Below are 13,840 nucleotides of genomic sequence, written 5' to 3'. Positions count from 1 at the left end.
CCGGCTATCCTCCCGCCACGAGCGCCGCCAGCGCGGCGGACGGCTCGACCTGCAGCTCGGTGCGCAGGATGTCCCGGTATTGACGGTAGTTCCGCAATGCCGCGGCCCGATCGCCCGCAGCCAGGTGGGCGCGAATCGCGATCTCGCGCGCCGTTTCGTCGCAAGGATCATCGCCGATGACCTTCGACGCGAACTCGAGGGCTGCATCGGGATCGCCGCGGTCGAGCGCGTCGTTGGCCAGCCGGTGCGCCAGCGCCGTCCGCAGGTCGTCGAATCGGCGCGCAACCGGTTCGAACCATTCCCAGCGCTCGAGCGAACCGGCCCGCTCTTCGCACAGCCGCACCCACGCCCGCAGGAGCGCCGCGCGGTCGGTTTCGCGCAGACGGTCGCGGGCGCGCATCGCCATCACCGCACGGTCGATTTCCCAGAGGTCGACGAATGCGCCCGCATGCAGCCGATAACCGTCACCGTCGCGTTCGACGAGATCGTCGCGGCCCAAATGCGAACGCAGGCGGTGAAGGCAAACGCTGAGCGCGTTGCGTGACGCGAACTCGTCGAGATCGGGCCAAAGCATCGCGGCAAGCCGCGTGCGCGGGGTTGGATCGCGCCGCTGCGCCAACGCGGCCAGCAATTCCGATTCACGGCCCGGCAAATGAACCGAGCGGCCCTCGACGCGAACCCGCCCGGCCAGCACTTCGATTGCAAGCGGTGCCGCTTCGCTGCGATCGCGCGTGATCTGCTCGATGAAACTCGAGAGCATGCCAACGTTCTCGTGTTGATTTCGGAATGCATCAACGGCGTGGATGAATGCCGGCGCGTCGCAGCGCGCCGCGGACGCAAGGGCCGATTCGGCCGCCGCATCGAACGACGCCGAATCGCTCAGCGCCAGGGCGATCGCCGCCAGCGCTTCGACGAAGGGCACGCGAATGCGCGTGGCCAGCTCGAGCGCTGCACGCGCCAGCGCTGCCCGTTCCGACTCGTCGCGCGAGCGCGAGAGCGCGATCAAATGGCCGAAAACGACGAACTTCGGAAGATCCACTGCCGTCGGGGCGACGTGACGACCGCGCGCGACGCCGGCGAGATACGCAAAACCGGCGATGCCGTTGTGCGCAACCGTGCTCTCCAGCTCGGAGGCGATCGCATTGAAGGCGGCGCGGTCGCCGGAGAACCACGCGGCAATCAGTGATTCGGCGGTGTCAAAAGCGATGAAATTCGCAAGACCCGAAGAGACGGCGCGATCGTGCGCGCGTGCCAGGAATTGACGTTCGAGCGACCATTCGCCGCGCACGCGCGCGATATCGGCTCCGAGCGCTAGATACGTGCCGGAAGCGGTCACGTCCATCACGTCCACGAGCGGCAGCGCCGCGTTGAGATCGCGTTCGGCCAAATCGAAATTTCCGCGCCGCGCTCGCAGCAGCCCGCGCAAGTACAGAACTTGCGCGTCGAGCGTGCTTTTCGGGGGATCCGTAAACCCGGTATGCACGCCGAATTCGTCGATGGCAAGGAGCGCTTCGTCGATCCTGCCGATATAACTCATCAACACAATTCGGAAAGCGAAGACATAATAGCGTTCCATCGCGGAGGTGTCGGGCGAGAGCGTTCGCCAGACGGTCTCGGCTTCGTCGAGCAGCGCCGAACTATCGACGCAAAACATGCGCATCAGCGCGGTAACGCCCCACAATCGCGGATAGCGCGCCACCAAGTTCCGATCCAACCCCGAGAGTACGCGCGCATAGCGCATCGACGGGGCGGGATCGCGCGCGACCTCGTAGGCCGCCAGCGCGTGCGCGGCCGCTTGCTGGTCGCCGCGCGCCAAATGCAATTCGGCCGCGCGTTGATGATCGCCCCGGCGTTCGTACTCGCCGGCGAGCGTTCGAAGCAGTGCATGCCGGCGTTCGTCGCCGCGCTCCAGCAACAGCGCCGCGAGCAATGGATGCAGGCTGAAGACGCCGGCGTCGCTCCGCTCGACGAATGCCGTCTCCTTGGCCAGTTCGGCGAGTTCGTCGACGATCGCCGGATCGTCGAGGGCGGCGCGCAGATCCTCGGCGTTTGCCTGCGGAATCGCGGCGCACGCGAAGAGCGCACGGAGCATCGGCGCCGGCAGACCGGCAAGCACCTCGTCTGCCAGATAGTCGTGCAGTTCGTCGAACGCGACGTCGTCGAGCCGCTCGAGCAGCGTCCCGATTCGTCCCTCACCCGCAAATCGCCGGAGCAGAAACACTGCAATCGGCCAGCCGCGGGAAACGTGGACGATCCGCTCCAGCCCCCGCTCGTCGACGTCATAGGGCGCGAAGATGTTGCGGATATCGTTCGCGTCGAACGCGAGATCGGGCGCGCGCAGCGAAAATATCTCGTGCGGCACGGCATAGCGGGCGACATGAATGCGCAGCGGCTCGCGCGAGCAAATCACGACCGTGCGGCCAGGCGGGCGTACTTCCAGCATGCGTGCCAAGAGGTCGCGCGCGGACGGCGCGGCGAGCAGATCCTCGGCGCTCTCGAACACGATGCAATCCTGCGAGGGCTCGCGCCAGGCCTCGAGTGCGAGCGCGACCCGGTCGGCGATGCTCGTGCCGCCGTCTCCGAGCAGCAGCTCGCGCCGGGTGAGATCGCCCGCTCGAGCCGGGTCGGCCGCCGCCAGCGCCGGCATCAGGCGCCGCGCCAAATCGAGGTCGTCGCGAACGCGCCCGCAATCGCAGACCACGCCGCCGCCGCGCTCGGCCAGATATTGGCGGATCAGGCTGGTCTTCCCGAAGCCTGCCGGCGCGATGATCGCCACGACCCGGGGATCCACCCGCGCCAGCCGTTCGAGAAGCGCCTCACGCCGGACCGCCTCACCCACCATGAACTTGTAATCGGTTTGTAATCGACCTGTAATTAGGCCGTAAGTCCCAGGAAAGCGCCCGCTCGTATTCTGAGGGCGCCAGCCGAGCCAACGGAAGGGCACTCATGACCGTCGTCACCAATCCGGCGCCCACCACGCGCGTACTCGTGGTCGGCTCCGACACGCGGGTCCGAACCGCGATCACACGCCTGCTCTCACTCGAGAGCGGCATCGACGCGGCCGCGACCGCCTCCTCGATTGAACGCGCCCGTACCAACGCCGGCGTCATCATCGACGAAGCGCTGCTGCACGACCTGAAAGACCTCTCGATCGCCGATTTCATCGCTATGGTGAAGAGCCTGCCGCCGGCGGTGCCGGAGCGGGCGCGGAGACGCCACCTACGCCCGGTCTGCGGCGGCCGCGACATCCGCGAGGTGTTATCCGACCGGGAGCTCCAGGTCGTCCGGCTGGTAGCCGAAGGCCTGTCCAACAAACAGATCAGCCTTCGGTTGCGGCTTTCGGATAAAACCGTGAAGAATCACCTCTCGCACATCCTGGCCAAGATGAACCTTTCAGCTCGCACGCAGGTCGCAGTGCACGCGCTGCGCACCGGCCTGGCCTGAAAGCAGCCGCACCGCGGCACGCGAGAAATCGTAGACGAGGATGCCGTCGACCGGCATCCTCGTCGTCGTTTTGGCAGCGACGATCCGTTGCAGCAGGTCGAGCCGGAGCCCGTCACGCGGCATTCGCCGCAAGACGATCGCGTACGATACGCCGCGAGCGTTGCGGACGATCGCGTCGAACGGCGCCGCGGCAGGACCGGCGGCGGCGATGCGCGCGCGCGGGAGCGCACGTAAGCGCGCGGCGAGCGGACTCTCGATGAACGCGCGCAACTCGCGCAGAATCCGGTCGCGCTCGCCGAACAGCAGCGCCGGACGCACGCCCTCACCGAGCCGTTGCGCTACCGCGCGCTCGAACGCGAGCAAGGCGTCGTCGATCAACGCGCGCGGCGTCGTGCGCGCGCCGTACAGCCCGCGGACGATTGCCTGACGCATGGCGCGCTCGGCAAGACGGGGAAGACGGCGAGCGGCGAGGATTGGATCCATGATGCTTGGATTCTCGCGCACGATCGTGCCAGGCGCTTGGCACGACCATGTCGGAAGATGACCGCATGCAGCGCATCGACGGACGCTTCGTCTTCTCTGCCAGCGACCTGAACAACGCGCTCGAGTGCGATCATCTCATCGAACTCGAGGCTTTGGCGGCACGCGGCGAGCTGCAGCGTCCGCAGCCCGGTCAGACCGCCGCCCTGCTGGCGCGCAAAGGCGACGAGCACGAACGGCGCCAGCTCGCGCGCTACCGCGAACGCTATGGCGAAGGCATCGTCGGCTTTACGCCCGAGAACGGGCGGACACTCGCATCGTTCGCGGCGGCGGAGCAGCGGACGCTGGCGGCGATGGAGCTCGGAGCGCCCTTCATCTATCAAGCGACCTTCTTCGACGGCGAGTTTCTCGGACGCACCGACTTTCTGCGCCGCGTCGAACGCGCGTGCGTGCGCTGGCCGTGGAGCTATGAAGTCATCGACGCAAAACTTGCGCTCGTTCCTCGGCCCTACTATCTGGTTCAGCTCGCCCACTACAGCGCGCATCTGGCGCGCGTCCAAGGTACGAGCCCGCAGCAGATGCACGTCGTTCTCGGCAGCGGCGTCGAGCGGCCGTTTCGGGTCGAGGATTTCGCCGCGTACGAGCGGCATTTGCGGACGCGGTTCGTGGCGCGTATGGCGCAAGGCGTGCCGCCGGCCTATCCGCTCGAGGTCGGCCACTGCGAAATTTGCCGTTGGTACGACCGCTGCGCGGCACAACGACAGCACGACGATCATTTGAGTCTGGTCGCTCGCATTCGCCACGATCAAATAGCGCGGCTCGAGGAGAACGGCATCGCGACGATGAGCGCGCTCGCCGGCCCGTCGGCGCGCCGGCCGTTCGGGATGGACGAAGGAACTTTTGCCACGCTCCATTCACAAGCCGCATTACAAGTCGCCGGCCGGCGCGACGGGAGCTACGTCTACGAATTGCTCGATGCGCCTGAGGGCGCGGGCTTCGAGTTGCTTCCGCGGCCGGACGACGGCGATCTCTTTTTCGACATGGAGGGTGATCCGCTCTATGCGCTGGAGCGCGGGCTCGAATATCTCTTCGGATTTCACTGCGCGGACGAGCAGCGCTACGTTTCCTTCTGGGCGCGTACGCAAGCGCAGGAGCGCTCCGCGTTCGAGGCGGCGATCGATTTCATCCGCGAGCGGCGCGCACGCCACCCCGGCATGCACGTGTATCATTACGCGCCCTACGAAACCACTGCGCTGCGCCGGCTGATGGGTTTTTACGGAACGCGCGAGCGGGAACTCGACGATCTCTTGCGCGGGCAAACCTTCGTCGATCTCTTCACCGTCGTGCGTCAGACGCTGCGCATCTCGCAGCCGAGCTACTCGATCAAGAAACTCGAACCGTTTTACGGAATGCGGCGCACCACCGGCGTCCAGCGCGGCGACGATTCGATCGTGATGTTCGAGACGTGGCTCGCCGGCGGCGATAACGCGATCCTGGACGACATCGAACGCTATAATGCCGACGACTGCCGATCGACGCTGCTCTTACGCGATTGGCTGCTCCGGCTGCGGGCGCAATATCAAACCGAGCGCGGCCGCGCACTGGCTTGGCGCGAGGTCGAACCTTCACAAGCGCCCGAGGACGACGGGCGGAGCGAGTTGGCTGCGCAGCTGCTCGATGGCCTCGAGGCTCCATCCTCCCTGACCGATTTACGCGCGCGCGACGAGCGCACGCGGGCGCGTTGGCTGCTCGGCCACCTGCTCGAATACCACGCGCGCGAGGCCAAACCGGCGTACTGGAAATACTACGACCGGATCGAGAACGCCGATCGTTTGGTCGAGTTCGATCACGAAGCGCTCGGCGGGCTGAAATTGCGCGCCGACGTACCGCCCTACAAAGAAAAGCGCAGCTACGTCTACACCTACACGTTTCCCGATCAGCTGCACAATCTCGGCACCGACAAGCCCTACTGCCCGCACGCGCGTGCCGGAGCCGGAACGATCGTTTCGCTCGACGACGATCGCAACGAATTGCGGATCAAACTCAGCAGCTCGATTTGCCCGCAGGAGCTGCGCGCGCTGATTCCGGGAATGCCCGTGCAAACCAACGAGCAACGCAAGGCGCTGGCCCGGATTGCGCAGGCCTACCTCGACGGTTCGCTGACGCAGAGCCACCCTGCGACGCTCTCGCTGCTGCTCGCGCGCGCGCCGCGCTTGCGCACGCCGCGCGCAACGATCCAGCCCGACGAAATCGATGTACGTAGCGTCGGCGCGCTGATCGCCGATCTCGACGGCAGCCACGTGGCGATTCAAGGCCCTCCGGGCAGCGGCAAGAGTACGCTCGCGGCCGCGGTGATCGCCGATCTTCTTGCTGCCGGAAAACGGATCGGCATCGTCGCCGGCGGCCACAAAGCGATTCACAACGTGCTGGAGAAAATCGAATCGCACACCGCCAAGCTCGGGCTGCGGTTCCGCGGCATACAAAAGTACTCCACCACCACCGAGGGCTCAGAGTACCGCTCGAGCGATGGAGCGAGTTGGATAGCGACGACGACGTCGAACGAATCCTTTGCCGCGGACCACGATTTGGCAGCCGGTACCGCCTGGCTCTTCACCCGGCCCGAGATGGCCGCGCGCTACGATTATCTCTTCATCGACGAGGCCGGGCAGATGAGCTTGGGCGACGCGCTCGCCTGTTCGGCCGCCGCGCGCAATGTCGTCCTTCTGGGAGATCCGCTGCAGCTTGCGGCGGTCTCGCAGGGCTCGCATCCGCCCGGAACCGACCTCTCGATCCTTGCGCACCTGCTCGGGCCGCATGAAACGATCGATCCGCGCGAGGGAATTTTTCTCGATCGTTCCTATCGGATGGCGCCGGAGATTTGCTCGTTCATCTCGCACGCCGTCTACGAAGACCGCCTCCACGCAGCTCCCGTTTGCGCACGCAACGCGATCGACGCACCGCTCTGGCGCGGGAGCGGATTGCGATACATACCGGTCGAGCACGACGGCAACACGCGCGTCTCCGAGGAAGAAGCGCGCGTCGTCACCGACACGGCACTTGCGCTTTTGCGCGGCGTCGTGACGATCGGTGAGAAGGCGCCGCGGCCGGTCTGCAGCGCCGACCTCATCATCGTCTCGCCCTACAACGCGCAGCGCAAGCGAATTCGCCACCGCCTGGAGGAGGCGGGGCTAGGCGAGATCCGTGTCGGCACGGTCGATAAGTTCCAGGGTCAAGAGGCGGCGGTCGTGCTGTATTCGATGGCAACCTCCAACGAGGCGACGCTCCCGCGCGACCTGGAGTTTCTCTTCGAGCGCAATCGCCTCAACGTAGCCATCTCGCGCGCACAGTGCTTGAGCATATTGGTCTGTTCACCCGCCCTGCTCAGCGTACGGTGCTCGACGCCCGAGCAGATGGAGCTGGTAAACCTGCTCTGCGCCTTCGTCGAGCGTGCCGCCCCGGCGAGCGGTCAGCTTGCTTGCAATCCCGTCTAATCTCCTCTGCCCGAACGGGGGTTCCCCCCGCCGGGGCGCGAAGCACGCCCCCATGCATCACCGGCCCAACTGGGTTACCGGCATCGCGCTCCTCGCGATACATGTCGGTGCTCTTCTCGCGTTCGTACCAGCCTTTTTTTCGTGGTGGGCGTTGCTCGCGGCCGGCGTGGTCGCCTACGCGACCGGCGGCATCGGCATTACGCTCTGCTTCCATCGTGCGCTCACGCACCGGGCGCTGCGCATGGTCAAGCCGCTCGAGTATGCGACGGCGATCCTGGGAACGCTCGCGTTTCAGGGAAGCCCGATCGACTGGGTCGCAACCCATCGCATTCACCACGCGCATTCGGACCGGGCGGGAGATCCGCACAGCATTCGCCGCGGCTTGAGCTGGGCCCACCTGACGTGGCTATTTCGCACCAACGAAAACATTCCGACCGGAGCCCAGCAAAAGCGCGTCACGCCGGACCTGTGGGGTGACCCGTTCTATCGAGCGCTGCGGTATCTGCACATACCTCTCCAGATCGCGCTTGCCGGACTGCTCCTTCTTCTGGGCGGCTGGTCGTGGGTGATCTGGGCGATTTTCGTGCGCCTGGTCTTCACGTACCACGCGACCTGGCTCGTAAACAGCGCCGCCCACTTCACCGGCTACCGCACCTATCGCACGATGGATCGTTCGGTCAACTCGTGGTGGGTCGCGCTGATCTCATGGGGCGAAGGCTGGCACAATAATCACCATGCGTTTCCGTTTTCGGCGCGTCACGGCCTAAAGTGGTTCGAGCTCGACTGTACCTGGTGGATGATCAAGGTCATGGCGGCGATGCGCCTCGTCGACAAAGTACGCGTGCCGACGCGAGAGATGCGCGAGCGGCTGGCCGCGGCGCAGGAAGAAATTCAGCGGCGATACTTCCGCCGCATGATGCGCACCTGACGCGTCAGATCGCGACTTTGAGCGAAACGAACGGCATCAGCGAACTGCTGCGCGTGAGGTAGAGGCCGCTTTGCGGATTCCCTAGCTCGAGCGGGCCGTAGTCGGTCGTTTGGTTGACGTACCGGATGCCGTAATCGAAACCGAACGGCCGCGCGCTCGAAAGATGGTGGATGAGCACCTCGATCCGTGCGCCGTGGTCGATCGAAGTAAAAACGTTGGGGAAGCGGGTCGGCTCGTCGTGGAATATCTCCTGGTTGAAGACGTGCGCGTAGGGCGTCAAACGGATCTCGGCGATCAGCTGCCCGTGCAGATTCGCGAACAGCACCGAGCGCATCGTCAGGTGCAGCCCCTCCGATCGCGTATGTTCGGAAACGAAGCTGTTCAGCTGCGCCGGCTCGAGATTGATGATCGTGTCGCCCAATCCGAGCGCGTACCGCGCATTGCGCACGTGGACGAGTCCGTCGACGTTGACGTAGCTCCACTGCTGCTCCGGCGCGGCGTACGGATTGGAGTTCTCGTTGGGCAAAATCACCTCGGCGGCGAGTTCGTATCGCTCGAACGTCTGCGCGAACGAGAAGAGCGGCAGCGCCGCAAACTGCAGCGCCGTGGCGGAGTACGCATCGGTAGACGAGCGCGATCCGTTCGTACCCAGCAGCGTCACGCCGAACGCCGAGCTTTCGCGCGCCGGCGGCGATAGCGCGGGAGCCCTCGCCGGATCGGATACGACTGCTGGCGCGCGGTTTGCGGCCGCGGCTGTTCGATGCAGCGGCCAGTCGACTCCGACGAACGGCATGAAGAGGTGATTGCGGTCGGCAAGGCTGTCGTCGACGCGATAGGCGGCGGTGTAGTTGATGTACCGCACGCCGTAGACCACGACGAACCGCCGCTCCGCAACGCTCCAGCGCAGCGCCGAGTCGACCAGCGATCCGTACTCTGCGAGCGGGAGCAACGGGTAGCCAGTCGTCGTCTGCAAACCTTGTAGCGCGGGATTGACGGCGAGACTCGCCTCCAGGCGCGTTGCGCCGCTCTCGAACAGCGTCGAGCGCGCGATGAGCCGAAGGCCGACGACCCGCGACGCCTGCGAAATCGCACTCGGCGGATAGAGCGTGCGCTGATTGATGATCGTTTCGCCCAAACCGAAGGCGTAGCGTCGATCCGCAAACTGATAGAGAAGTTCGCCTTCGAAATAACTGACGCGCGGGTCGGCGTTATCCAGGAACGCGTTCGTCTGGGCGAGCGGCACGGGGCCGATCGGCGGCATCGCTTCGAGATGCAAGCGCAGGTTCTTGTGCACGTGGTCGAATTCGAACATCGGCAGCGGCAAGAACGGGATCGTTTGCGTTTGATCCGGCTCGATGTGGGCACCGCTCGTCCCATTCAACGTCAACCCGAACGTCGTCGTGTCCGCATGCGCAGGGAGCACGCAAGCACACAACAAGATCAAGGCGATCGGTATCCGCGCCGTCCAGGTCATGCTCGCACCTTCAACACGAAGGCCCGGCGAAACCTCGCCGGGCCCTCATATCGAGCCGCCCCTCATATGGACTTGTAAGGATTTTCGTTCGCAGTTAGGCGCGGGGCGGCGAAGTTAACCTCGAACGTTATCGAGCCGCCCCGCAACGACACTGCGGACGAAAAGACTAGAGATCCTCGGGGTTGATGCCTTTGAGGCGGTCATACTGCGTCTTCTTCGGTGCCGCGTGCACGGCGACGTGATCGTCGTACTCGCCTTCGTATTGAACCGTGAGCGGTTCGCGATTACGCTCGTACGCACTCATCAACCGGCTCATGCCGTCACCGTTGCCGCCGCCCATGACCTCGGCCAGCGCCGCGTCATCGGCCGTCATCGAGTACCCGTTCATCTCGAACTGCGTACGCGGACGTCCGTCTTCGTCGACGTCTTGACCTTCGGGTTCGATATCGATATTGCGATAACGCGACATACCGGTACCGGCCGGGATCAGCTTGCCGATGATGACGTTCTCCTTCAGACCCAAGAGCGGATCGTACTTGCCCTTGATCGCCGCGTCGGTGAGAACGCGGGTGGTCTCCTGGAAGCTCGCCGCCGAGAGGAACGACTCCGTCGCCAGCGATGCTTTGGTAACGCCGAGCAGAACGGGAGTTGCGGTCGCGGGCTCGAGTCCTTCGGTCTTGGCGCGCTCGTTGGCTTCGAGGAACGCCGAGGCCTCGACCACTTGGCCGGGCAGCATCAGCGTGTCGCCGCCCTCGACGATCTTGACCTTGCGCATCATCGAGCGAACGATCACCTCGACGTGCTTGTCGTTGATGTCGACGCCTTGCGAACGATAGACTTTCTGCACTTCCTGGACCATGTAGTTCTGGAGTGCCGTCTCGCCCTTGATGCGCAGGATGTCGTGCGGATTGAGCGAGCCCTCGTTGAGCTGGTCGCCCGCGTTGACCGTCTGACCTTCCTGGACCGCAAGATGCGTACCGTGCGGAATGTCGTATTCGTGCTCTTCCCCCGTCGGATCGACCACGAAGATCACGCGCTTGTTCTTGTCGTCGCCGAACTTGATCGTACCGGCAACTTCCGTAATCGTCGCTTGACCTTTGGGCTTACGCGCTTCGAAGATTTCCTCCACGCGCGGAAGACCGGTGATGATGTCTTCGGTCGCGACACCGCCGGTGTGGAAGGTGCGTAGCGTGAGCTGCGTACCCGGCTCACCGATCGACTGGGCGGCGATGATGCCGACCGCGGTGCCGATATCGGCTCGGTTTCCGGTTGCGAGGTCGCGGCCGTAGCACATCGAACAGACGCCGTACTTCGATTGACACGCAAGCACCGAACGGATCTTCACCGTCTGGATACCTGCATCGACGATCGCTTTGGCCTTCTCTTCGTCGATCTCGTCGTCGCGTTTGACGACGACGTGCGCCCGTCCCGAGCCGGAGGCATCTTTGATATCCTCAGCGGCGCGGCGGCCGATGATGCGATCGATCAACGGCTCGATGATCTCTTTGCCGGCACGAATGTCGCTGACCGTAATGCCGTTCGGGCTCGCGCAATCGTCCTCACGGATGATCACGTCTTGCGCCACGTCGACCAGACGCCGTGTGAGATAGCCCGAGTCGGCCGTACGCAGCGCGGTGTCGGCAAGACCCTTACGCGCGCCGTGCGTGGAGATGAAGTACTCGAGCACCGTCAAGCCCTCTTTGAGCGAAGCCTTGACCGGAATCTCGAGAATTCGGCCCGACGGATCGGACATCAGCCCGCGCATACCGCCGAGCTGCTTGACCTGCGCGATCGAACCGCGCGCGCCCGAGGTCGCCATCATGAAGACCGGGTTGAGCGGGTTTTGCGCGGCCTGCATCGCGCTGGTGACGGCGTCACCGGCTTTCGACCAGATCTCGATCGTCTTGTTGTACCGTTCGTCGTCGGAGATGAAGCCCTGATCGAAGAGACGGTGCAGTTCGTCGACCTCGCCCTGCGCCTGATCGAGGATGTCGTGTTTGCTCTGCGGCACCACGATATCGTTGATCGAGACGGTCGTTCCCGAGAGGGTCGCGTAGTGGAAGCCCAGCTCCTTGATCGCATCGAGGAAGCGCGCCGTTTCGGCATTTCCGTACTTGCGATAACACTCGGTGATGAGCTTCTTGAGCGAACCCTTGTCGATGATGCGGTTGACGAACTCCTTGTTCCACGATTGCGGAAACGCCGAGTTGAAAATCACGCGGCCGATCGTCGTCTTGATCAATTCACCGTGCCAACGGACGTAGATCCACTCCTGGAGCGCGGCATTGTGCGTTTCGTACGCCATGACCGCTTCCTTGGGATCGTAGAACGTGGGAACGGCGCCCGGCGCGTCGGCAACCGGAGCGTTTTTCTTCTTCTCCCGCGTAATGTTGTCGAACTCTTCGGTGACCGCGGCCTTGGCCGGACCCGCGTACTCCTCGCGCTGGAACGTGAGATAGTACAGACCCAAGACCATGTCTTGCGTCGGAATCGAGACCGGATTGCCGTACGCCGGCAACAAGATGTTGTTCGAAGAGAGCATCAGGATGCGCGCTTCGGCTTGCGCACCGGCCGAGAGTGGCAAATGCACGGCCATCTGGTCGCCGTCGAAGTCCGCGTTGTACGGCGTGCAGACGAGCGGGTGCAGATGGATCGCCTTGCCTTCGACCAGCACCGGCTCGAAGGCCTGAATGCCGAGGCGGTGAAGCGTGGGTGCGCGGTTGAGCAGCACCGGATGCTCCTTGATCACCTCTTCGAGCACGTCCCAAACCTCGGGACGCACGCGCTCGACCATCCGCTTCGCGCTCTTGATGTTGTGCGCGAGGCCGCGGTCGACCAGCTTCTTCATGACGAAGGGCTTGAAAAGCTCGAGCGCCATCTCTTTGGGCAGACCGCATTGATGCAGCTTGAGCGACGGGCCGACCACGATGACCGAACGGCCCGAGTAGTCGACGCGCTTGCCGAGCAGGTTCTGACGGAAGCGCCCCTGCTTACCTTTGAGAATGTCCGAGAGCGACTTGAGCGGACGATTATTCGGCCCGGTGACCGGGCGGCCGCGGCGGCCGTTGTCGATCAGCGCGTCGACCGCTTCCTGCAGCATGCGCTTCTCGTTCTTGATGATGATCTCGGGTGCGTTCAACTCCAGCAGCCGCTTGAGACGGTTGTTGCGATTGATCACGCGGCGGTAGAGATCGTTCAAGTCGGAGGTGGCAAAACGTCCGCCGTCGAGCTGCACCATCGGGCGCAACTCGGGCGCGATCACCGGTACGGCGGAGAGCACCATCCACTCAGGACGGTTGCCGCTCGAAATAAAGGCCTCGACGACCTCGAGCCGCTTGATCGCCTTCAGGCGCTTTTGACCCGAGGTCTCGCGGAACTCTTTGCGCAGTTCCTCTTGCAGCTTCTTGAGGTTCATGTCGCGCAGCAGCTCGCGGATCGCTTCCGCGCCCATTCCCGCTTTGAACCGGTTGCCGTACTTCTCGCGCGCTTCGCGATACTTTTGCTCGGAGAGCACTTCGCGCTTGGCAAGATTGGTATCGCCCGGATCGATCACGACGTACGCCGCGAAATAGATCACCTTCTCGAGTTGCCGCGGGGACATGTCGAGAAGGATGCCGATGCGCGAGGGGACGCCCTTGAGATACCAAATGTGCGAAACCGGCGTCGCAAGCTCGATGTGTCCCATCCGCTCGCGCCGCACTTTTGCGCGCGTGATCTCGACGCCGCAGCGGTCGCAGATCATGCCCTTGAAGCGAATGCGTTTGTACTTACCGCAATGACACTCCCAATCTTTGGTCGGGCCGAAGATCTTTTCGCAGAAGAGCCCGTCGCGTTCGGGCTTGAGCGTGCGGTAGTTGATCGTCTCCGGTTTCTTGACTTCGCCGAACGACCAGGCGCGGATCTGTTCGGGCGAGGCCAAGCCGATGCGCATGGCATCGAAATTGTTGACGTCGATGAGGTTCAAGGAGAACTCCTGGTACTTTGTGCATCCGGGGGGTCGCTTACGCAGGGCACCGCATCTCA

The 13,840-nt window shown here is 64.1% G+C and carries 6 protein-coding genes and 1 pseudogene; 3 read left to right on the top strand and 4 right to left on the bottom strand.

All coding sequences use genetic code 11. The features are described 5' to 3' along the window. Positions 1-4: 4 nt before the first annotated feature. The gene (locus VMF11_10610; protein HTU70755.1) at positions 5-2,842 is read right to left on the bottom strand and encodes a BTAD domain-containing putative transcriptional regulator; all 2,838 of its coding nucleotides are present in this window, start codon (positions 2,840-2,842) and stop codon (positions 5-7) included. Positions 2,843-2,946: 104 nt separating this feature from the next. On the opposite strand from VMF11_10610, the gene VMF11_10605 reads away from it, so the two are divergent. Continuing rightward, positions 2,947-3,444 (top strand): response regulator transcription factor, encoded by a 498-nt coding sequence (locus VMF11_10605; GenBank protein ID HTU70754.1) that lies wholly within the window; start codon positions 2,947-2,949, stop codon positions 3,442-3,444. On the opposite strand, the gene VMF11_10600 is transcribed toward VMF11_10605, so the two are convergent. Beyond that, a complete protein-coding gene (locus tag VMF11_10600) occupies positions 3,394-3,927 on the bottom strand; it encodes a hypothetical protein (protein HTU70753.1) in 534 nt (177 codons plus the stop codon). The genes VMF11_10605 and VMF11_10600 overlap by 51 nt on opposite strands. 65 nt (positions 3,928-3,992) lie before the next feature. Between VMF11_10600 and VMF11_10595 the strand changes: the two genes are divergently transcribed. Both VMF11_10595 and VMF11_10590 read left to right on the top strand, forming a co-directional pair. Continuing rightward, positions 3,993-7,415 (top strand): TM0106 family RecB-like putative nuclease, encoded by a 3,423-nt coding sequence (locus VMF11_10595; GenBank protein ID HTU70752.1) that lies wholly within the window; start codon positions 3,993-3,995, stop codon positions 7,413-7,415. Between the two features lie 52 nt (positions 7,416-7,467). Beyond that, positions 7,468-8,343 (top strand): fatty acid desaturase, encoded by an 876-nt coding sequence (locus tag VMF11_10590; GenBank protein HTU70751.1) that lies wholly within the window; start codon positions 7,468-7,470, stop codon positions 8,341-8,343. 4 nt (positions 8,344-8,347) lie between these two features. Here the strand turns inward: VMF11_10590 and VMF11_10585 are convergent, their stop codons facing one another. Next, positions 8,348-9,817: a hypothetical protein gene (locus VMF11_10585; GenBank protein HTU70750.1), complete on the bottom strand. Its 1,470-nt coding sequence runs from the start codon at positions 9,815-9,817 to the stop codon at positions 8,348-8,350. Positions 9,818-10,265: 448 nt separating this feature from the next. After that, positions 10,266-13,748 (bottom strand): annotated as a pseudogene (rpoC, locus tag VMF11_10580) (DNA-directed RNA polymerase subunit beta'). Between the last annotated feature and the right edge of the window lie 92 nt (positions 13,749-13,840).

This window comes from Candidatus Baltobacteraceae bacterium (assembly GCA_035502855.1).
Lineage (GTDB): Bacteria > Vulcanimicrobiota > Vulcanimicrobiia > Vulcanimicrobiales > Vulcanimicrobiaceae > Aquilonibacter.
Note: the sequence above shows the minus strand (reverse complement) of the source record. Positions and strands in the feature narration are given on the sequence as shown.